Source organism: Streptomyces sp. NPDC043861, from assembly GCF_056435905.1.
The window spans coordinates 58,802-77,910 of sequence record NZ_JBWKDP010000008.1; the positions used below are offsets into that span (position 1 = coordinate 58,802).

Below are 19,109 nucleotides of genomic sequence, written 5' to 3' on the forward strand. Positions count from 1 at the left end.
GGCTGCCCATGCGCTATCTGCTGCCCTCGCTTTTCCTGGTCGCGCTGCTCGCGATGCTGATGCTCCGCGGCTACGTCCACAGCGAGATCCTTGCCGACCACCGGGTGCGGCCCCCGGACGCCAGTGACACGGTCCCCGAGAACATCCTCAGGGGCGGCCCCGTCATCGACGCCCGCGGCGGTGTCACGCCCAAGGCGCTGAGTGTCCCCGACAGGAAGCTGGTGCTGACCTTCGACGACGGTCCGGACCCCGTCTGGACGCCGAAGGTCCTCGACAAGCTGAAGGAATTCGACGCGCACGCCGTCTTCTTCGTGACCGGCACCATGGCCTCCCGCCACCCCGAGCTGGTGGAGCGGATGGTCGCGGAGGGCCACGAGATAGGCCTGCACACCTTCAACCACCCGGATCTGTCGTTCCAGACCCAGAGCCGCATCGACTGGGAGCTCTCGCAGAACCAGCTGGCGATCGCCGGCGCCGCCGGCATCCGTACCTCCCTCTTCCGGCCGCCGTACTCGTCGTTCTCCGCTGCGCTGGACGACAAGTCCTGGCCGGTGACGCAGTACATCGGCAGCCGCGGCTACATCACCGCGTTCAACAACACGGACAGCGAGGACTGGAAGCGCCCCGGTGTCGGGGCGATCATCAAGCGCGCGACGCCGAAGGGCACCGAGGGCTCGATCGTGCTGATGCACGACTCCGGTGGTGACCGGTCCCAGACCGTCGCCGCGCTGGACCGCTTCCTGCCCTCGATGCAGAAGCGGGGCTACGAGTTCGCCAATCTGACCGAGGCACTCGGCGCGCCGAGTGCCCACACCAAGGTCACGGGACCGGAGCTGTGGAAGGGCAAGGCCTGGGTCGCGGCCGTCGCCGTCTCGGAGGAGACCACCAGCGCCCTGACCGTCGGCCTGGCCGCGATCGGCGTGCTCGTCATCGCCCGCTTCGGACTGATGCTGCTGCTGTCCTTCGGGCACGCCCGCAAGGTGCGCCGCCGCCGCTTCCGCTGGGGCCCGGCAGTGACCGAGCCGGTGACGGTGCTGGTCCCCGCGTACAACGAGAAGGAGTGCATCGAGAACACGGTGCGCTCGCTCATGGCCAGCGACCACCCCATCGAGGTCATCGTCATCGACGACGGCTCGTCGGACGGCACCGCCGACCTCGTCGACGGGATGTGGCTGCCGAACGTACGCGTGGTCCGACAGGTCAACTCCGGAAAGCCCGAAGCCCTCAACAACGGCATCCGCAACGCCCGCCACGACATCATCGTGATGATGGACGGCGACACCGTCTTCGAGCCGTCCACCGTCCGCGAGCTGGTGCAGCCGTTCGGCGACCCGAAGGTCGGCGCGGTCGCGGGCAACGCCAAGGTCGGCAACCGTGACTCCCTCATCGGCGCCTGGCAGCACATCGAATACGTGATGGGCTTCAACCTCGACCGCCGGATGTACGACATGCTCAGCTGCATGCCCACCATCCCGGGAGCGGTCGGCGCCTTCCGCCGTGAGGCCCTGGAACGGGTCGGGGGCATGAGCGAGGACACCCTCGCCGAGGACACCGACATCACGATGGCGATGCACCGCGACGGCTGGCGGGTCGTCTACGCCGAGCGGGCGCGCGCCTGGACCGAGGCCCCGGAGTCCGTGCAGCAGCTGTGGTCCCAGCGCTACCGCTGGTCGTACGGCACGATGCAGGCCATCTGGAAGCACCGCAGGGCCGTGATCGAGAGCGGTCCTTCCGGCCGCTTCGGCCGCGTCGGCCTGCCGCTCGTGTCGCTCTTCATGGTGCTGTTCCCGCTGCTCGCACCGCTCATCGATGTGTTCCTGCTGTACGGACTGATCTTCGGCCCCACCGAGAAGACCATCGTCGCCTGGCTCGGCGTCCTCGCCGTCCAGGCCGTCTGTGCCGCCTATGCGTTCAGGCTCGACAACGAACGCATGGTGCATCTGATCTCGCTGCCCCTCCAGCAGATCCTCTACCGGCAGCTCATGTACGTGGTGCTGCTGCAGTCCTGGATCACCGCACTCACCGGCGGCCGCCTTCGCTGGCAGAAGCTCCGCAGGACCGGTGTGGTCGAGGCGCCCGGCTCGATCCCGAGCCAGCGGCAGCGCAGTGAAGACCGGAGGCCCGTCGCGTGACCACCCATTCCCTCGACATGGGCGGCATGCCCCAGACCAGGGCACGGCACAGGGCCGAGGCGCCCCCGGCGGCCGCACCGAAGCGGCCCGGCCGCGACCGCTATCTCGACCTGCTGCGATCGATCGCCCTGGTCCGTGTCGTCGTCTACCACATCTTCGGCTGGGCCTGGCTGACGATCGTCTTCCCCTCCATGGGTGTGATGTTCGCGCTGGCGGGATCGCTGATGGCGCGCTCGCTCTCGCGGCCCGCGTGGAGCGTGATCCGGGGGCGTGTCCGGCGACTGCTGCCGCCGATGTGGGCGTTCTCCGTGGCCGTTCTGCCGGTGATCTTCTACTTCGGCTGGAAGCCGGTGAAGGAAGAGGGCATCTGGTGGTTCATCAAGCTGGCCTGGTACGTCGTCCCTGTCGGTGCACCGCCGTACCCCTGGCACAGCGGTGACAACGCCGGGGTGCTGGAGAACACCTGGGCGGTTCAGGCCGTGGGCCCGCTCTGGTACATCCGGGCATATCTCTGGTTCGTGATCGCCTCGCCGCTGCTGCTGTGGGCGTTCCGCAGGATGCCGTGGGCGACGCTCTTCGCGCCGCTCGGACTCACCGCCGTCGTCGGTTCGGGGATCATCACGATTCCCGGCGAGACCGGCAACGCGATCACCGACTTCGCCTGCTACGGCTCCTGCTGGGTGCTCGGCTTCGCCCACCAGGAGGGACTCTTCCAGAAGGTCCCGCGCTACATGGCGGTGTCCGGGTCCGCGCTGATCATGGCCTTCGGCCTGTGGTGGGCTTCCTGGCATCTGACCGCCGACGGCTGGGACCTCAACGACATCCCGCTGGCCCAGGCGACCTGGTCGTTCGGATTCTGCGTCATCCTCCTGTCGTACTCGCCGTCCTGGCAGCAGCTGCCCGGGAAGCTGGCCCACCTCGACACCCTGGTCACCCTCGCCAACAACCGGGCCGTGACGATCTACCTCTGGCACAACCTGCTGATCATGGCGACGATCCCGTTCATCGACCTCTTGTGGGAGATCCCGTTCGTCGACGAGCATCTGGGGACCTACATCGAGTCGGCGTACACGTGCCTGATGCTGATCGCCGTCTGGCCGCTGATCGGCCTGATGATCGTTGCCGTGGGCTGGCTGGAGGACGTCGCCGCCAAGCGCCGCCCCCGGCTGTGGCCGAACGGTGCTCCGCGCAAGAAGCGGCGCTCACAGCAGGTCTGAGCGCAGGGTGAGAGCAAGGTTCCACACCGGTCACGTCACAGCACGGGGCTGAAACCCGCCGTCTCTAGGTTCGGATCCACTACCCGGAGCAGCAGTGGAGGCGTGCATGGCCGGCAGGTGGATCGAGCAGTGGGACCCGGAGGACGAGGGCTTCTGGAAGGAGAAGGGCGAGCGGATCGCCCGGCGGAACCTCGCCTTCTCCGTCTTCTCCGAGCACGTCGGTTTCTCCATCTGGAGCCTGTGGTCGGTGATGGTCCTGTTCATGGGACCCGAGTACGGGATCGATCCGGCAGGGAAGTTCTTCCTGATCGCGACCGCCACCGTGGTGGGCGCCGCGATCCGGGTGCCGTACACCTTCGCCGTCGCACGTTTCGGCGGCCGGAACTGGACCGTCTTCAGCGCGCTGCTGCTGCTGCTTCCGACCGGCGCCGCGTACATGGTGATGGAGCCGGGGACGTCGTACGGCACGTTCCTGGCGGTCGCGGCGCTCACCGGTGTCGGCGGCGGCAACTTCGCCTCTTCCATGACCAACATCAACTCGTTCTTCCCGCTGAGGAAGAAGGGGTGGGCGCTCGGGCTCAACGCCGGTGGCGGCAACATCGGCGTGCCGGTGGTGCAGCTCGTCGGGCTGCTGGTGATCGGCACGGCCGGTGCCGCGCACCCGAGGATCGTCCTCGGCGTCTACATCCCGCTGATCGCGATCGCGGCGCTCTGCTCGGCGCTGTTCATGGACAACCTCGCGCCCGTCAAGAACGACACCGGGGCGGCGAAGGAGGCCGTCAAGGACCGCCACACCTGGATCATGGCGTTCCTCTACATCGGCACGTTCGGATCCTTCATCGGCTACAGCTTCGCCTTCGGGCTCGTCCTGCAGACCCAGTTCGGGCGCACTCCGCTGCAGGCCGCCTCGTTCACCTTCGTAGGGCCCCTGCTCGGCTCCCTCATCAGGCCGGTCGGCGGGTCGCTCGCGGACCGCTTCGGAGGGGCCAGGATCACCCTGTGGAACTTCGCCGCGATGGCCGCGGCCACCGGAGTCGTCGTCTACGCCTCCGTTGCCGAGTCGCTGAGCATCTTCCTCATCGGCTTCACCGGCCTGTTCATCCTCAGCGGGCTCGGCAACGGATCCACCTACAAGATGATCCCCGGCATCTTCCAGGCCAAGGCGCTGGCCAACGGCATGACGGGTGAGGCGGCCGAGGCGTACGGCCGCAGGCTCTCCGGGGCCTCGATGGGGCTCATAGGCGCGGTCGGTGCGCTCGGCGGGCTCGCCATCAACCTGGCCTTCCGGCAGTCGTTCCTGACGGCCGGCACCGGGACGGGAGCGTTCGTCGCCTTCCTCCTCTGCTACGCCGTGTGCTTCACCGTCACCTGGGCGGTATACCTTCGCCGGCCCGCTCCCGTCCCCGCACCGGAGGCAACGGCCGATTCGAAGCCCCAGCTCAGCTACGCCGAAGTGTGAGACCGGGCGTGGGCGATGTGTCTCGTAACGACGAGGAAATGCGGCCGAACCGAGCCTGTCACGCTCCCTTGCCAGGCTCGGGGGGTATGTACGACGAACAGCATGTTCCCGCTCCCGGCCCGCTGGCAGGCTTCACGGTCGGGGTCACCGCAGCCCGCCGGGCCGATGAGCTCGGCGCGCTGCTGCAGCGGCGCGGCGCGGCCGTGCTGCACGCCCCCGCCCTGCGGATCGTGCCGCTCGCCGACGACGGCGAACTCCTTGCCGCGACCAAGGAACTCATCGCCCACGCCCCGGACGTCGTCGTCGCCACGACCGCGATCGGATTCCGGGGCTGGGTCGAGGCGGCCGACGGCTGGGGCTGCGGAGAGGAGCTCCTCGCCTGTCTGCGTGGGGTCGAACTCCTCGCACGCGGGCCGAAGGTCAAGGGCGCGATCCGGGCGGCCGGGCTCACCGAGGAGTGGTCGCCGGCCTCCGAGTCGATGGCCGAGGTGCTGGACCGGCTCCTCGCCGAAGGCGTCGAGGGCCGGCGTATCGCCCTGCAGCTGCACGGAGAACCTCTGCCGGGCTTCGTGGAGGCACTGAGGGCCGGGGGAGCGGAGGTCGTCGGTGTACCGGTCTACCGGTGGATGCCGCCGGAGGACGTGACCCCGCTGGACCGGCTGCTGGACGCGACCGTGGCACGGTCGCTGGACGCAGTGACCTTCACCAGCGCACCCGCGGCGGCATCGCTGTTCTCCCGCGCCGAGGAACGGTCGCTGCTCCCCGAGCTGCTGGACGCCCTCGGCCACGACGTGATTCCGGCGTGCGTCGGACCGGTCACCGCTGTGCCGCTCCAGGCACGGGGGCTGGACACGGTCCAGCCGGAACGCTTCCGGCTCGGTCCGCTCGTCCAGCTGCTCTGCGTCGAACTTCCCTTGCGTGCCAGGACCCTGCCGGTCGCGGGCCGCCGCCTCGAGATCCGCGGCCAGGCGGTCCTGGTCGACGATGCCCTGCGGCCCGTCCCGCCCGCCGGCATGTCCCTCCTCAACTCGCTGGCCCGCCGACCGGGCTGGGTGGTCTCCCGCGCCGACCTGCTGCGCGCCCTGCCCGGCGCGGGCCGTGACGAGCATGCCGTCGAGACGGCCATGGCCAGGCTCCGTTCGGCTCTCGGTGTTCCCAACCTGATCCAGACCGTGGTGAAGCGCGGCTACCGGCTGGCGCTCGACCCGGCGGCGGACGCGAAGTACGCGGACGCATGACGACCCCGCCGGGCCTCTGGTACGAGGGGTTCCGGCCGTGGGCCCGCGCGGGCACTCTGAACTCATGGTCATGGCTATGGGTTCGAACGAGTGGAAGTTCGATTCCGGGCGTGCCTGCCTGGATCTCGTGGCGGCGGGGCCGGACCGGCCCGAGCTGCTCGCCCGCTGGCTGACGGAGGCCGGGCTGCTGCCCCCGGGAACACCCCTCGCGGCGGTGACCGCGCACTGGGTGTCGCCCTTCCTGGAACTCCGCGACTGCGTGGAGCGGCTGGTCCGGGCTCAGATCGACGGCGGAGCCGAGGACGCGGTGGCGCTCACCGGGCTCAACGCGTTCGCCGCGGATGCCGCCCCGCCCGCCGTCAGAGCCGTGCGCGGCGACGACGGCGCACTCTTCCGTGCGCCGCTCGCGCGGCCCGAGTGCGCCACGCTGCTCGCCGCGGTCGCACGCGACGCCGTGGACCTGCTCACCGATCCCGTCGCCCGGGCCGGGCTGCGCCGCTGCGAGGGCGACAACTGCCGCCGTGTGTACGTCGACACCTCACGCGGGCGGCGCCGGCGCTGGTGTTCCAGCGAGTTGTGCGGCAATCGGGAGCGGGTGGCCCGGCACCGCCGCAGGGCGGCCATGGCGCGTGCCTGATCCGAGCTGTGCGAACTGGCCCTTGTTCTGACCGGATTCGGCCGAAAACCTGGCCTGATTCAGTCGTTCCCTGCCCGAATCCGGTCCGGAATCCTCCCGTTCACTTGTCCCCGGAGCCGGCCTCAAAAGATCTTGAAAGAAAATCGCGGTCCGGTTGAGTGGATCGGCCGACGCCTCCGTAGTCATGGAGGACAGGGAAGCAGTCCAGACATCAAACAGGGTCTCGACCGGGAGGTTCAGGTGCGCAAGGATGCCGCCGTGGCCGATGACCGTTCTAGGCAGGCCCGGCATCGAGCTGTGACATCGCGCACCAGTTCCTCCGTCCCCGACGAGGAGCTGATGCGCGCGCTGTATCAGGAGCATGCCGGACCCCTCCTCGCTTATGTACTACGCCTCGTCGCCGGCGATCGCCAGCGGGCCGAGGACGTGGTGCAGGAGACGCTCATCCGTGCCTGGAAAAACGCCGGACAGCTCAATCGGGCTACCGGCTCTGTCCGACCCTGGCTGGTGACGGTCGCACGCCGCATCGTCATCGACGGTCACCGCAGCCGGCAGGCCCGGCCGCAGGAGGTCGATCCGTCGCCGCTGGAGGTCATGCCTGCGGAGGACGAGATCGACAAGGCGTTGTGGCTGATGACGCTTTCGGATGCGCTTGACGATTTGACCCCGGCGCACAGGGAAGTACTCGTCGAGACGTACTTCAAGGGGCGTACGGTCAATGAAGCGGCCGAAACTCTCGGCATACCCAGCGGGACCGTGCGGTCCCGTGTTTTCTACGCACTGCGTTCCATGAAGCTCGCTCTGGAGGAGAGGGGGGTCACGGCATGAACAGGCAGGATCCGTACGGCCAGTACGGACAGTCGGAACCGTCCGAGCAGGGCTCGATACATGAGACCGCAGGGGCGTACGTCCTCGGCATTCTCGACGACGCGGAAGCCACCGCCTTCGAGGCGCATCTGGCGGGCTGCGACATCTGCGCCGCCCACCTCGAGGAGTTCGCGGGGATGGAGCCGATGCTGGCGATGCTGGCCGACTCCCCCGGTGGGCAGCTGTCCGCCGTGCCGCCGCAGCCGGGCGGGCTGCCCTTCACCAGCACCCTCATGGAACCCCCGTCGCGCAGGGCCGGCGCGACGATCCCGACCGCACCCAGTCCCAAGATGCTGGACCGGCTGGTCGGCGAGGTCGCCGTCAAGCGCAGCCGCAAGCGACGGCGCAGCATGTACATGATCGCCGCATCGGCGGTCCTGATCCTCGGCGGCCCCACCGTCGCGGTGGTCGTGACCGACGACGACGCCTCGGCAGGTGTCGCCGCTCCCCACCCGACCAGCCCGGCCGAGGACGCCTTCTTCAACCACATGGAGGAGAAGGTCCAGGCCACCGACGCGATCACCAAGGTCAGTGCGACAGTCGGCCTGGAGGACAAGGCCTGGGGCACCCATGGGGTCCTGGAGCTCAAGAACGTCAAGGGCCCGCTGAAGTGCAACCTGGTCGCCGTCTCGAACACCGGCGACGAGGAGGTCATGGGCTCCTGGACCGTGCCCAAGTGGGGCTACGGCATGCCGGACAGCTCGAACGAGATGGCCAGGAAGCCGCTGTACGTGCACGGCGGTGTGGCCATGGAGCGGAACGCCATCGATTACTTCGAGGTCCGTACGTTCGACGGAAAACGCCTGGTGAAGATAGACGCCTGAGATTCGCCGCCTGACACAGCGGCCCCCTTCGCGTACGGTTGACGGCTGCCCAGTGCACGTCAGAAGGGGGCCTCGGTGGCCGCGCAGGAAGCCGTTGGTACCAGAGCCGATACGGTCCGTGACCGCGAGATCGGTGTGGAACAGGAACACCTGGACCAGGTGTACCGACGTCTCGGGGAGAAAATCCACGAGGCGGAGTTCCTGATGAACGACGCCGCCAAGCGCGGCCAGGTCGGCACACCCGGTGCGCTCGCCGAGCGCGACGCCCAGGTGTTCCGGGCAGGGATCCACCTCAACCGGCTCAACAACGAGTTCGAGGACTTCCTCTTCGGCCGGATCGACCTGCTGCTCGGCAAGGACGGCACAAAGGGCCCCGACGGCGCGTACACGTCGATCGAGCCGGCCGACGACGCCATCCGGGACGACAACACCGCCGAGATCGCGGAGACGCTCCACATCGGCCGTATCGGGGTGCTCGACTCCGACTACGCGCCGCTGGTCATCGACTGGCGTGCCCCCGCGGCGGCCCCCTTCTACCGCTCCACCCCGGTCGATCCCGGCCGGGTGGTGCGGCGCAGGGTCATCCGTTCCAAGGGCCGCAAGGTCCTCGGTGTCGAGGACGATCTGATGCGCCCCGAGCTCACCGCGAGACTGGGCGGCGTCGAACTGCCCGTCATCGGCGACGGTGCGCTGATGGCCGCGCTCGGCCAGGCCCGCACCCACACCATGCGGGACATCGTGGCCTCCATCCAGGCCGAGCAGGACCTGGTGATCCGCGCTCCGGCCGCCTCCGTGACCTATGTCGAGGGCGGCCCCGGAACCGGAAAGACGGCGGTGGCGCTGCACCGCGCCGCGTATCTGCTCTACCAGGACCGGCGGCGCTACGCGGGCGGCATCCTGGTCGTCTCGCCGACCCCGCTCCTCGTCGCGTACACGGAGGGCGTGCTGCCGTCCCTGGGCGAGGAGGGGCAGGTCGCGATCCGCGCGCTCGGCTCCCTGGTGGACGGCGCCGAGGCCACGGCCTACGACGATCCGGCCGTCGCCCGGATCAAGGGCTCGTCGCGGATGCCGAGGCTGCTGCGCAAGGCGTCGCGCGGCGCCCTGGAGCTCGGCGACGCCCCCGGCCGGCTGCGAGTCGTGGCCTTCGGGCGGCGCCTGGAGCTTGAGGGCGAGGAGCTCCAGCGCATCCGTCACAGCGTGCTGGGCGGCACCGCGCCGGTGAATCTGCTGCGACCGCGTGCCCGGCGACTGCTGCTCGACGCCCTCTACGCCAAGTCCGGCGCCACAGCCAGGCACACGGATCCGGAGCTCGCCGCCGAGCTGCGGTCGTCCTTCGACGAGGACGTGACGTCGGAGGAGCCGTTCATCGCGTTCCTGGACGCCTGGTGGCCCGAACTGACCCCGCGCGCCGTGCTCGACGCCATGGCCGACGAGAGGCGTCTCGGCCGCTGGGCGCGCCGGATCCTCAACCCCGGGGAGGTCCGCCGGCTCGCCCGCAGCCTGAGGCGCGACGGACTTTCCGTGCACGACGTCGCGATGCTCGACGAGCTGCAGATGCTGCTCGGGACTCCGGCCCGGCCGAAGAGGAAGCGTGAGCTCGACCCGCTGGACCAGCTCACCGGCCTGGAGGAGCTGATGCCGCAGCGTGAGGAGACCCAGCGCGAGCGGGCCGAGCGACTGGCGGCGGAGCGCACGGAGTACGCGCATGTCATCGTCGACGAGGCACAGGACCTCACGCCCATGCAGTGGCGCATGGTCGGCCGCCGCGGCCGCCACGCCACCTGGACGGTCGTGGGTGACCCGGCCCAGTCGTCCTGGCCGGCCCCGGAGGAGGCGGCAGAGGCCCGGGACGAGGCACTGGGCAGCCGCCCGCGCCGTCGCTTCGAGCTGACCGTGAACTACCGCAATCCATCCGAGATCGCCGAGCTCGCCGCCCGGGTGCTGGCCCTGGCGATGCCCGGCATGCGGTCCCCGCGCGCGGTGCGCTCCACCGGCGTACGACCGCGCTTCGTCGCCGTACGGGACGATCTCGAGCGTACGGTCCGGGAGGAGGCGCGACGTCTTCTGGACCAGGTCGACGGGACGATCGGCGTCGTGGTCGCGATGAACCGGCGTGAGGAGGCCGCCCGCTGGCTGGCCGGTCTCGGCGACCGCGTGGTGGCGCTGGGCTCGCTGGAGGCGAAGGGCCTGGAGTACGACGCGACGGTCGTCGTGTCGCCGGCGGAGATCGTCGGGGGCACCTCCTCCAACGGTGCCCCGGGCGGCGAGTCCTCGGCAGGGCTGAGGGTGCTGTACGTGGCGCTCACCAGGGCGACGCAGCAGCTCACCATCGTCTCGGGGAAGGCGGATGCGCCGGACGCGGACGGTGTGCCCAGCCTCCTGAAGGGCTAGGGCCTCTCGTTTGGATCTTGCCGGGCTCGCGGGGTCCGGCACGCACGCTCGCTGCGTTGTCGTCGGTCGCCTACGCTCCGCGTGGGCTCCTTCCTCCGCCTTGCGATCGCACGCACCGGACCCCGCTCACCGATCCAGCCTGATCCAAACGAAAGACCCTAGGGCCTCTCGTTTGGATCTTGCCGGGCTCGTGTGCCCCGGCACGCGCGCGCTGCGTTGTCGTCGGTGGCCCACGCTCCGCGTGGGCTCCTTCCTCAACGCCTTGCGATCGCACGCACCGGACCCCGCTCACCGATCCAGCCCGAACGAAAGACCCTGGGGGATTGCTCCCGTAGGGTCCCTTTCGGGGTCAACTGGCCGGACGGGGAATCACCTTCCGGGACTCTTTGTTAGCCTGTCTGTGGCACCGGCTCGATCCAAGCCCCCGGGCCCAACCTTCGTCGCCACGAGCGACCACTTGCCGCGAGGCGAGCATGGCGGGTCGGTGCCACTGAGAACACGAAGGAAGAGGTCCGCGTCACCGCTGGTGGCGCGGACCTTTTCTGTGTTCCCTTGCACTTCTCGTATGGTGGAAAATAATTTCCGAAAACTAAACGACCAGTATTACCTGCTACTGGCAGGTAGGTGCGACCATCGGATGGCCTCGTCCGGCCGACGCCGGACGATGCAGCAATGAAGCTAGGGAAAGCAGAGGAACTCGGCCATGGCAACGGCGCCCAGCGTCTCGTACTCGATGACGGTCCGACTGGAGGTGCCCGCGAGCGGAACCGCGGTGTCCCAGCTCACCACGGCTGTCGAGTCCTCCGGCGGTTCGGTCACCGGCCTCGACGTCACCGCGTCCGGCCACGAGAAGCTGCGCATCGACGTCACGATCGCGGCCACCTCCACGACGCACGCGGACGAGATCGTCGAGAAGCTGAGCGGAATCGAGGGCGTCGTCCTCGGCAAGGTCTCCGACCGTACGTTCCTGATGCACCTCGGCGGCAAGATCGAGATGCAGTCCAAGCATCCCATCCGCAACCGTGACGACCTCTCCATGATCTACACGCCCGGTGTCGCACGTGTCTGCATGGCCATCGCCGAGAACCCCGAGGACGCCCGCCGCCTCACCATCAAGCGCAACTCCGTCGCAGTCGTAACGGACGGATCCGCGGTGCTCGGCCTCGGCAACATCGGCCCCAAGGCCGCACTGCCCGTCATGGAGGGCAAGGCGGCCCTCTTCAAGCGCTTCGCCGGCATCGACGCCTGGCCGCTCTGTCTGGACACCCAGGACACTGACGCGATCGTCGAGATCGTCAAGGCGATCGCCCCCGGCTTCGCCGGGATCAACCTCGAGGACATCTCCGCACCCCGCTGCTTCGAGATCGAGGCGCGGCTCCGTGAGGCCCTGGACATCCCGGTCTTCCACGACGACCAGCACGGCACCGCCATCGTGGTGCTCGCGGCCCTCACCAACGCACTTCGCGTGGTGGGCAAGGCGATTGGGGACGTACGGGTCGTCATGTCGGGTGCCGGAGCGGCCGGTACGGCCATCCTGAAGCTGCTCATCGCGGCGGGCGTCAAGCATGCCGTCGTCGCCGACATCCATGGCGTCGTGCACGCCGGCCGCGAGGATCTCGTGGACGCCGCGCCCGATTCGCCGCTGCGCTGGATCGCCGACAACACCAACCCCGAGAATGTCACAGGCACGTTGAAGCAGGCCGTCGCCGGCGCCGATGTCTTCATCGGCGTCTCCGCACCCAACGTGCTCGGCGCGACGGACGTGGCGGCGATGGCCGACGGTGCCATCGTGTTCGCGCTCGCGAACCCGGATCCCGAGGTGGAGCCGGCAATCGCCCGCCAGACGGCGGCAGTTGTGGCGACAGGGCGTTCCGACTTCCCGAACCAGATCAACAACGTGCTGGTCTTCCCCGGCGTCTTCCGAGGGCTCCTGGACGCTCAGTCCCGCACGGTGAACACGGAGATGATGCTCGCCGCGGCCGCAGCCCTCGCCGATGTCGTCACCGAGGACGAGCTCAACCCGAACTACATCATCCCGTCCGTCTTCAACGACAAGGTCGCGGGCGCGGTCGCGGGAGCCGTACGGGAGGCCGCGAAGGCGGCAGGCGCCACCGTGACGGGGAACACGTCGGTCTGACGCCCGCCCCCGGCGCGTCGCGAGTCGCGGGGTCAGGAACGCCCCTTTAGGGTGGCGGACCATGAGCCCGCGACCGGGCAGGCACCTGCTGTGGTCGTACGGCGGCCACGCCTCCGGGCCGCTACGGCTCCGGGGAGTCTCCGAGGAGTCGACGGAACGTCACCACGATGAGGCGGTGGCGCTTTTCGTGTGACTCCGGAGGGTGCCGGATTGGCTTTCCCGCCGGTGGTGGGGGCAGGATGCGTAAACGGGCGCGAGGGTCTGACGGCAGACCCGGGTCCGGGGACTGTCCGAGGGCCCTGGCAGCATCGGCTTCGATCTCACGCCTCACAGGCAAGAAGAACACGGGAGTAACAACATGAACCGCAGTGAGCTGGTGGCCGCGCTGGCCGACCGCGCCGAGGTGACCCGCAAGGACGCCGACGCCGTGCTGGCCGCCCTCGCCGAGACCGTAGGCGAGGTCGTCGCCAAGGGTGACGAGAAGGTCACCATCCCCGGCTTCCTGACCTTCGAGCGCACCCACCGTGCCGCTCGCACCGCTCGTAACCCGCAGACCGGCGACCCGATCCAGATCCCGGCCGGCTACAGCGTGAAGGTCTCCGCGGGCTCCAAGCTCAAGGAAGCCGCGAAGGGCAAGTAAGCCCCGGCAGGACACGAGGGCGGCCACCCCGGGGCGGGGTGGCCGCCCTTGCCCATTCCCCGGGGTGTTTCCCGGGCCCGCGGCCCGGTGGGCGTGGCCCCGGGTCGGCGTGGTCGGGCACCCGGGCCGTGTCGGTTCCGGGCCCCACGGCGTGCCGTGCGGCCCGGCCTGGCGGCCCGTGCGGCCCGGCCGGTGCGGCCCGTGCGTCGGCGGCATGTCGAGGCCGGTCCATGCCTTCCGGGTCCGCGCCCGGTACCCGCGGCGCATGCTTGCCGTCTCCCGGGGTGTTTCCCGGGCCCGCGCCCTGGTGGGCGTGGCCCCGGGTCGGCGTGGTCGGGCACCCGGGCCGTGTCGGTTCCGGGATCTACGGCGTGCCGTGCGGCCCGGCCTGGCGGCCCGGGCGGCACGGCCTGGCGGCCGCGGCATCCTCGGGTCCGTTTCCGTCGCGTCGTACGGGCGCCTGCGGGTGTCCCGGCGGTGTCATGGCCCGCACGGACGTTGCCGGGCCCGGGCGGGCGGAGCGGCACCCTGGGGCATTCCTCGCGGCTCGTCCGCGGCGCGTCCTCGCGATCGTGCGCGGCCCGGAAACGGCCGAGCGCCGGACGGGCTGGTGGTCCAGCACGTCCGGCGCTCGGGGACGATCGGTGCGAGGCCCTCCCGGGCCCCGGCTCAGACGACGGCGCCCCGCGGGAGCTCGACCTTGGCGCCCAGCTCCACCAGCTTCTCCATGAAGTTCTCGTAGCCCCGGTTGATCAGGTCGATCCCGTGCACCCGGGACGTCCCCTGCGCGGCCAGCGCCGCGATCAGGTACGAGAAGCCACCGCGGAGGTCGGGGATGACGAGATCCGCGCCCTGGAGCTTCGTGGGGCCCGACACGACCGCCGAGTGCAGGAAGTTCCGCTGGCCGAAGCGGCAGTCCGAACCGCCCAGGCACTCCCGGTACAGCTGGATGTGTGCGCCCATCTGGTTGAGCGCCGATGTGAAGCCCAGACGGGACTCGTAGACCGTCTCGTGCACGATCGACAGCCCTGCCGCCTGCGTGAGCGCCACGACCAGCGGCTGCTGCCAGTCGGTCTGGAAGCCGGGGTGAACGTCCGTCTCCAGGGCGATTGCGTTGAGCGAGCCACCCGGATGCCAGAAACGGATGCCCTCGTCGTCGATCTCGAAGGCGCCGCCGACCTTCCGGTACGTGTTCAGGAAGGTCATCATCGAGCGCTGCTGGGCGCCGCGGACATAGATGTTGCCCTCGGTCGCCAGCGCCGCCGATGCCCAGGACGCCGCCTCGAGACGGTCCGGGAGCGCCCGGTGGGTGTAGCCGCCGAGCCGCTCGACACCGGTGATCCGGATCGTCCGGTCGGTGTCCATCGAAATGATCGCGCCCATCTTCTGCAGCACGCAGATGAGGTCCTCGATCTCCGGCTCCACGGCCGCGTTCGACAGCTCCGTGACGCCCTCGGCGAGCACCGCCGTCAGCAGCACCTGCTCGGTCGAGCCGACCGACGGGTACGGCAGCCGGATCCTGCATCCGCGAAGCCTCTGCGGCGCCTCGAGGTACTGCCCGTCCGCCCGCTTCTCGATCTTCGCGCCGAACTGGCGCAGCACGTCGAAGTGGAAGTCGATCGGCCGGCCGCCGATGTCACAGCCGCCGAGCCCCGGGATGAACGCATGCCCCAGACGGTGCAGCAGCGGTCCGCAGAACAGGATCGGGATCCGTGAGGATCCCGCGTGGGCGTCGATGTCGGCGACGTTGGCGCTCTCGACGTGCGTCGGGTCGAGCATCAGCTCGCCGGGCTCGTCGCCGGGGCGCACCGTCACACCGTGCAGCTGCAGCAGCCCTCGCACGACTCGCACGTCGCGGATGTCGGGCACGTTGCGCAGCCGGCTCGGCTCACTGCCGAGCAGCGCGGCGACCATGGCCTTCGGCACCAGGTTCTTGGCGCCGCGGACGCGGATCTCGCCCTCCAGCGGGGTTCCGCCGTGGACAAGCAGTACATCGTCTGTGCCGGTCATGAATCTCGCGTTCCGAAGGGGTCCCCCCAGCGGAGCGAGGGGGAGGCGGGCAGGGGGCCAGGGAAAAGGTTAAGGCCCTCCTACCCCTGCTTCGTAAGGCCAAGGGCAACCCGTATCCGTAATGAATTCGGCACAATACGCTCCGTTCGGGCGCACCTGCGGAGGGTCACCATCCGTTTCTTCCGGGCTCCGCGCCCTTCCGTTGCCGCGGTGCGCCCTGAGCTGCGTCGGTTCACACAGCGCCGCCCGCTCCCCGCAGAGGGCGAATATGCGGGATCATGTCTCGCATGACCGAGGTGTCCTCCCTCACAGGGCGGCTGCTCGTCGCCACTCCGGCCCTCGCGGACCCGAACTTCGACCGCGCGGTGGTGCTCCTGCTCGACCATGACGAGGAGGGGTCGCTCGGCGTGGTCCTGAACAGGCCGACCCCAGTCGGCGTCGGCGACATCCTGGAACCGTGGGCGGGTCTGGCCGGCGAGCCGGGTGTGGTCTTCCAGGGCGGCCCCGTCTCGCTCGATGCTGCGCTCGGTGTCGCAGTCATCCCCGGCGACGAGGGCCCGCTGGGCTGGCGCCGGGTGTACGGGGCGATCGGCCTCGTCGACCTGGAGACTCCGCCGGAGCTGCTCGCGTCGGCCCTCGGCTCCCTGCGCATCTTCGCCGGGTACGCGGGCTGGGGGCCGGGCCAGCTGGAGGACGAGCTCACCGAGGGCGCCTGGTACGTCGTCGAGTCCGAGCCGGGCGATGTGTCGTCCCCCCGGCCCGAGAGTCTGTGGCGGTCGGTTCTGCGCCGCCAGCGCAACGAGCTGGCGATGGTTGCCACCTACCCCGACGATCCTTCGCTCAACTGAACCCCGCACCCCGAACCGGTCGCCCTTCAGTACCCTTGGCACTTATGAGCACTCTCGAGCCCGAGCGCGGGGCAGGTACGGGCACCCTCGTGGAGCCGACACCACAGGTGTCGCACGGCGACGGCGACCACGAGCGCTTCGCCCATTACGTCCAGAAGGACAAGATCATGGCGAGTGCCCTCGACGGCACTCCGGTGGTCGCGCTGTGCGGAAAGGTCTGGGTGCCGGGGCGCGACCCCAAGAAGTACCCGGTCTGTCCGATGTGCAAGGAGATCTACGAGTCCATGGGTCCTGGCGGCGACAAGGACAAGGACAAGGGCGGCAAGGACAAGTAACCGGTCCTTCCTTTTCGGGACGGCCTCCGGGGCGCGCTGCGGTGCGCCTCGGAGGCCGTCTGCGTTCGCTCGGGGCGCGCCGCCGCTCGCCGCGCGCGGAGTGGCCGGGGTCTCCTGGGGCCGTGCTCGAGTCCCGCCGGCCGCCGGCCCCGCGTCGTTGCGCGGAGCGACGCACGGGTGCGGGGGCGGGCGACCGCGTTCGCCACGGGCGAGGCGGCAAAGCCGATCGGCGCCGGCGACCGGCGGTGCCTTCAGCCGGCGCGGTGTGCGACGAGGGTGCCAACGGCGGCTGTGTGCGGGTGCTGCTGCCGGACGAGTCGCCGGGCGCGAACGCCCCGGCGTCATGGGAGGCGGCAACATCGGTGCCCTGAAGGGCGGTTCACACCGCATCGCTGCGAGGGAGCCGGTGAAGTCCCTTGCGGCCGAGGGCTCCCGGCGGAGGCGACCCCGGCTCGCCGCAGCCGGTGCGCGGGCGTACGCGGACGGGGAGCGGCCATCCGCGGAGCCGTCGGCCGAAACCCCCGGCGCCGGGGCGGAGTTCGAGCCGGCCGGACGGACGACCGGGTGGGACCATGGCGGTGTCCGGCATGAGGACGATTCCGGTACTCGTCTTCCTCGTGCTCGTACAGCGGCGCCCGGTCCCGGGCCCGGGCCGAGCGGTGAAGGAGCGACGGCATGAGCGGCCATCCCCGATTCCCGAAGCCGGAAGTGGGGCTGATCCCGGCTCCGCTGAGGCTGTCCGCCTCGCTGCCCGGCGGCGGCACGGGATATGTCATCGATGCCGAGACCGAGATCGAGGCGCACCCCGGCACCGAGCGGGTCGCACGGTGGCTCCGAACGACCGTCGGCGCGGCCACCGGGTATCCGCTCGCACCGCACACGGACAACTGGAACCGCATTCTGCTGCGCATCGTCCCGTCGCTCGCCGAAGAGCTCGGCAGCCCGGAGGCGTACCGCTTCACGGCCGACGGTTACGTCGTCGCCATCGACGGGGCCGGCGAGGCGGGTGTGTTCTGGGGCGCCCAGACGTTCCGGCAGTTGCTCGGTCCGGACGCCTTCCGCCGGGCCCCGGTCGCCAGGAAAGCGGAGTGGGAAGTCCCCGCCGTCACCATCCACGACGCGCCCCGCTTCCGCTGGCGGGGTCTCCTGCTCGATGTCGCCCGCCACTTCCTCCCCAAGGAGGACGTCCTGCGCTACCTGGACCTGCTCGCCGCGCACAAGCTCAACGTCTTCCATCTCCATCTGACCGACGACCAGGGCTGGCGCATCCGGATCAATCGCCATCCGCGCCTCACCGAGGTCGGTGCCCGGCGCTCGCGCACGAAATGGGGCCACCGGGCCTCGGAGCTCTGGGACGAGAAGCCGCACGGCGGTTACTACTCGCAGGACGACATCCGTGAAATCGTCGCGTACGCCGCCGAACGACACATCTCGGTGGTTCCGGAAATCGACATCCCCGGTCACTCGCAGGCTGCCATCGCCGCCTATCCGGAACTGGGCAACACCGACGTCACCGGCACAACACCCCTTTCCGTCCTGGACGACTGGGGAGTCAGCCCGCATGTCCTCGCCCCCACCGACGCCGTCCTCCGCTTCTACGAAGGGGTCTTCGAGGAGGTGCTCGATCTCTTCCCCGCAGAGGTGTCCCCCTTCGTCCACATCGGGGGCGACGAGTGCCCCAAGGACCAGTGGAGGGCGTCCCCGGCCGCCCAGGCGCGCATCAGGGAGCTCGGGCTTGCCGACGAGGACGGGCTCCAGTCCTGGTTCATCCGCCATTTCGACCGCTGGCTGACCGCGCGGGGCCGCCGCCTCATCGGATGGGACGAGATTTTCGAGGGTGGCCTCGCACCCGGCGCCGCCGTCTCGTCCTGGCGCGGGTACGCCGGCGGGATCGCCGCCGCCCGGGCCGGCCACGACGTCGTCATGTGCCCCCAGCAGCAGGTCTATCTCGACCACCGGCAGGCACCGGGCGACGACGAGCCGATGCCGATCGGGTACGTCCGCACCCTGGAGGACGTCTACCGCTTCGAGCCCGTTCCACCGGAAATCGCCGGCACCCCGGCGGCGGGCCATGTCCTCGGCGCCCAGGCCAACGCCTGGACCGAGGTCATGCAGGACCGCTCCCGCGTCGACTACCAGGTCTTCCCGCGCCTGGCCGCCTTCGCCGAGGTCGCCTGGTCCTCGCTCCCCGCACCCGACGACCGTGACATCGGGGATTTCGAGCGCCGAATGTCCTCCCACTACAGGCGTCTTGACGCGCTCGGCGTCGACTACCGGCCGCCCGGAGGCCCGTTGCCGTGGCAGAAGCGTCCGGGTGTGCTCGGACGCCCGATCGAGGGGGCGCCCCCAAACGTGTGAGCCCTGTCTCAAGACG

General features: G+C 69.9%; 15 protein-coding genes. 14 read left to right on the forward strand and 1 reads right to left on the reverse strand.

Annotation, left to right across the window (positions count from 1 at the left end):
• The first annotated feature begins 8 nt into the window (after window positions 1–8).
• The 11 genes from AC068D_RS19620 to AC068D_RS19670 all read left to right on the forward strand — a co-directional run bounded on the left by AC068D_RS19620 (window position 9) and on the right by AC068D_RS19670 (window position 13,542).
• Entirely contained in the window at window positions 9–2,132 is a 2,124-nt protein-coding gene (locus AC068D_RS19620; protein WP_478824504.1) for a bifunctional polysaccharide deacetylase/glycosyltransferase family 2 protein, read from the forward strand.
• 26 nt (window positions 2,133–2,158) lie between these two features.
• Window positions 2,159–3,349: an acyltransferase family protein gene (locus AC068D_RS19625; RefSeq protein WP_478824505.1), complete on the forward strand. Its 1,191-nt coding sequence runs from the start codon at window positions 2,159–2,161 to the stop codon at window positions 3,347–3,349.
• 106 nt (window positions 3,350–3,455) lie between these two features.
• The gene (locus AC068D_RS19630) at window positions 3,456–4,808 is read left to right on the forward strand and encodes a nitrate/nitrite transporter (protein ID WP_478824276.1); all 1,353 of its coding nucleotides are present in this window, start codon (window positions 3,456–3,458) and stop codon (window positions 4,806–4,808) included.
• A gap of 86 nt (window positions 4,809–4,894) precedes the next feature.
• Window positions 4,895–6,046, forward strand: a complete 1,152-nt coding sequence (locus AC068D_RS19635) for a uroporphyrinogen-III synthase (protein ID WP_478824277.1) — start codon at window positions 4,895–4,897, stop codon at window positions 6,044–6,046.
• 70 nt (window positions 6,047–6,116) lie between these two features.
• Window positions 6,117–6,683 (forward strand): CGNR zinc finger domain-containing protein, encoded by a 567-nt coding sequence (locus AC068D_RS19640; RefSeq protein WP_478824278.1) that lies wholly within the window; start codon window positions 6,117–6,119, stop codon window positions 6,681–6,683.
• Between the two features lie 240 nt (window positions 6,684–6,923).
• Window positions 6,924–7,511: a sigma-70 family RNA polymerase sigma factor gene (locus AC068D_RS19645; protein ID WP_478824279.1), complete on the forward strand. Its 588-nt coding sequence runs from the start codon at window positions 6,924–6,926 to the stop codon at window positions 7,509–7,511.
• Window positions 7,508–8,374 carry an anti-sigma factor family protein gene (locus AC068D_RS19650; RefSeq protein WP_478824280.1) on the forward strand — a complete coding sequence of 289 codons (867 nt, stop codon included), beginning with the start codon at window positions 7,508–7,510 and terminating at the stop codon, window positions 8,372–8,374. The genes AC068D_RS19645 and AC068D_RS19650 overlap by 4 nt, the downstream gene beginning before the upstream one ends.
• Window positions 8,375–8,449: 75 nt before the next feature.
• The gene (locus AC068D_RS19655; protein ID WP_478824281.1) at window positions 8,450–10,765 is read left to right on the forward strand and encodes a HelD family protein; all 2,316 of its coding nucleotides are present in this window, start codon (window positions 8,450–8,452) and stop codon (window positions 10,763–10,765) included.
• 703 nt (window positions 10,766–11,468) lie between these two features.
• The gene (locus tag AC068D_RS19660) at window positions 11,469–12,902 is read left to right on the forward strand and encodes an NAD-dependent malic enzyme (RefSeq protein WP_478824282.1); all 1,434 of its coding nucleotides are present in this window, start codon (window positions 11,469–11,471) and stop codon (window positions 12,900–12,902) included.
• A 61-nt stretch (window positions 12,903–12,963) separates the two neighbouring features.
• Complete coding sequence (locus AC068D_RS19665; protein ID WP_478824283.1) at window positions 12,964–13,095, forward strand: hypothetical protein; 132 nt, start codon at window positions 12,964–12,966, stop codon at window positions 13,093–13,095.
• A 165-nt stretch (window positions 13,096–13,260) separates the two neighbouring features.
• Window positions 13,261–13,542: an HU family DNA-binding protein gene (locus AC068D_RS19670; protein WP_004571953.1), complete on the forward strand. Its 282-nt coding sequence runs from the start codon at window positions 13,261–13,263 to the stop codon at window positions 13,540–13,542.
• A 669-nt stretch (window positions 13,543–14,211) separates the two neighbouring features.
• Here the strand turns inward: AC068D_RS19670 and murA are convergent.
• On the reverse strand, window positions 14,212–15,552 hold the full coding sequence (murA, locus tag AC068D_RS19675) for a UDP-N-acetylglucosamine 1-carboxyvinyltransferase (protein WP_478824284.1): 1,341 nt from the start codon (window positions 15,550–15,552) through the stop codon (window positions 14,212–14,214).
• A gap of 287 nt (window positions 15,553–15,839) precedes the next feature.
• On the opposite strand from murA, the gene AC068D_RS19680 reads away from it, so the two are divergent.
• From AC068D_RS19680 to AC068D_RS19690, 3 genes are all read left to right on the forward strand, one after another.
• Window positions 15,840–16,400, forward strand: coding sequence for a YqgE/AlgH family protein (locus tag AC068D_RS19680; RefSeq protein WP_478824285.1), 561 nt, complete (start codon window positions 15,840–15,842; stop codon window positions 16,398–16,400).
• A 44-nt stretch (window positions 16,401–16,444) separates the two neighbouring features.
• The gene (locus AC068D_RS19685; RefSeq protein WP_384931106.1) at window positions 16,445–16,735 is read left to right on the forward strand and encodes a DUF3039 domain-containing protein; all 291 of its coding nucleotides are present in this window, start codon (window positions 16,445–16,447) and stop codon (window positions 16,733–16,735) included.
• Window positions 16,736–17,410: 675 nt separating this feature from the next.
• Window positions 17,411–19,093, forward strand: coding sequence for a beta-N-acetylhexosaminidase (locus AC068D_RS19690; RefSeq protein WP_478824286.1), 1,683 nt, complete (start codon window positions 17,411–17,413; stop codon window positions 19,091–19,093).
• Window positions 19,094–19,109 lie beyond the last annotated feature (16 nt).

Coding starts and splice junctions, on each gene's coding strand:
- AC068D_RS19670 (WP_004571953.1), top strand. CDS start 13,261: ATGAACCGCAGTGAGCTGGTGGCCGCGCTGGCCGACCGCGCCGAGGTG.
- AC068D_RS19625 (WP_478824505.1), top strand. CDS start 2,159: ATGCCCCAGACCAGGGCACGGCACAGGGCCGAGGCGCCCCCGGCGGCC.
- AC068D_RS19630 (WP_478824276.1), top strand. CDS start 3,456: ATGGCCGGCAGGTGGATCGAGCAGTGGGACCCGGAGGACGAGGGCTTC.
- AC068D_RS19665 (WP_478824283.1), top strand. CDS start 12,964: ATGAGCCCGCGACCGGGCAGGCACCTGCTGTGGTCGTACGGCGGCCAC.
- AC068D_RS19640 (WP_478824278.1), top strand. CDS start 6,117: ATGGCTATGGGTTCGAACGAGTGGAAGTTCGATTCCGGGCGTGCCTGC.
- murA (WP_478824284.1), bottom strand. CDS start 15,552: ATGACCGGCACAGACGATGTACTGCTTGTCCACGGCGGAACCCCGCTG.
- AC068D_RS19685 (WP_384931106.1), top strand. CDS start 16,445: ATGAGCACTCTCGAGCCCGAGCGCGGGGCAGGTACGGGCACCCTCGTG.
- AC068D_RS19660 (WP_478824282.1), top strand. CDS start 11,469: ATGGCAACGGCGCCCAGCGTCTCGTACTCGATGACGGTCCGACTGGAG.
- AC068D_RS19650 (WP_478824280.1), top strand. CDS start 7,508: ATGAACAGGCAGGATCCGTACGGCCAGTACGGACAGTCGGAACCGTCC.
- AC068D_RS19680 (WP_478824285.1), top strand. CDS start 15,840: ATGACCGAGGTGTCCTCCCTCACAGGGCGGCTGCTCGTCGCCACTCCG.
- AC068D_RS19690 (WP_478824286.1), top strand. CDS start 17,411: ATGAGCGGCCATCCCCGATTCCCGAAGCCGGAAGTGGGGCTGATCCCG.
- AC068D_RS19635 (WP_478824277.1), top strand. CDS start 4,895: ATGTACGACGAACAGCATGTTCCCGCTCCCGGCCCGCTGGCAGGCTTC.
- AC068D_RS19620 (WP_478824504.1), top strand. CDS start 9: ATGCGCTATCTGCTGCCCTCGCTTTTCCTGGTCGCGCTGCTCGCGATG.